We start from the raw sequence: 1,036 nt of genomic DNA, 5'->3' as shown, positions 1-1,036 counted from the left end.
CTATGGCGTCGTTCGAAGCTTGGGCTCAAGATCAATGCCAATGGTAAAGATGCGCTGGCGGCTTACATGGAGGCCCGGAACCAACAGGTGCGACAAGCGGGTAACTCGCGGAAGATCAATTCCATCCGAGGAGTATGAAAGTTTGGAAGCTAGCCTCGGATCACGTCGCCGCGGCCCGCCAGCTGAGGGATGAGGGTAGGGATCTCATGCCGCATCCAGGATGCGCTTCACAAGCTTGGGATCGTGCTCAATGAGCTTGAGATAACCCTCAAGAGCGGAGTCGGGCTCTGTCCGACCCTGCTCCAGATCCTGAAGGCGCCTCAAGTTGAAATGGTACTGCTTGGCAAACTCGCGCTGGGTCATCCCGGCGCGCTCACGGGCACGCCGAACGGCTCGAGCGGCGACACCCCGTCGCAACTCATCATCTGTCAGAGGGTGGCTGTCTGGATCACTTTCCGCCGCACGCGTGACCGCAGCATCGGTCATCTGATCGAGCCGTTCGCGCTGCTCGGGGCTGAACTTGAAGGGTTTCTTCTTGGCGTCTTCAAGGGTTCTGCGAGCGGTTGCCATAGTACTTCCTTTCTTTGCGGCTCGCGAGCCGATCTGAGATGATGCAGCCAACCTGGCCTCGCATCGTGTCGGTCACGTGCAACACGTCACCATCAACCGTCCTAATCACGTTCACACGCCTCTCGCCATAGTCGTGGCGCGTATCCAGACAGCTAGAGCATCGGACTGGAAATTCGACTCCTGGGTTTTGGCCTGGTGCGATCTGTGATTCACTTGCTGGAACGGGAGGTGGATCATGGGTCACTGCTATTCTCTCGATCTTCGGGTGCGCGTCGCCGACTTTGTCGAGGCGGGCCATTCCTGCCGGGCGGCGGCAGGGCACTTTGCCGTCAGCGAGAGCTTCGCCATCAGGCTGGTGCGGCGAACCCGGGACACCGGCTCGCCGGCGCCGGACTGCCAGGGCCGTCCGCCGGGACACGGCAAGCTGGTGCCTTATGAGACCTTCCTGATCCAGACTGTCGAGGCC

The 1,036-nt window shown here is 60.5% G+C and carries 2 protein-coding genes; one reads left to right on the top strand and one right to left on the bottom strand.

What is annotated here, in order from left to right:
- Positions 1-204: 204 nt before the first annotated feature.
- Positions 205-570, bottom strand: coding sequence for a helix-turn-helix domain-containing protein (locus tag ACXJKO_RS31780; RefSeq protein ID WP_457094978.1), 366 nt, complete (start codon positions 568-570; stop codon positions 205-207).
- Positions 571-805: 235 nt separating this feature from the next.
- Between ACXJKO_RS31780 and ACXJKO_RS31775 the strand changes: the two genes are divergently transcribed.
- Positions 806-1,036 (top strand): IS630 transposase-related protein (locus ACXJKO_RS31775; protein ID WP_457094977.1); only part of this gene is annotated, 231 nt, incomplete at its 3' end.

It is taken from the genome of Microvirga sp. P5_D2 (assembly GCF_054049475.1).
The sequence above is the reverse complement of the archived record's forward strand: the minus strand, read 5'-3'. Positions and strand labels throughout refer to the sequence as shown.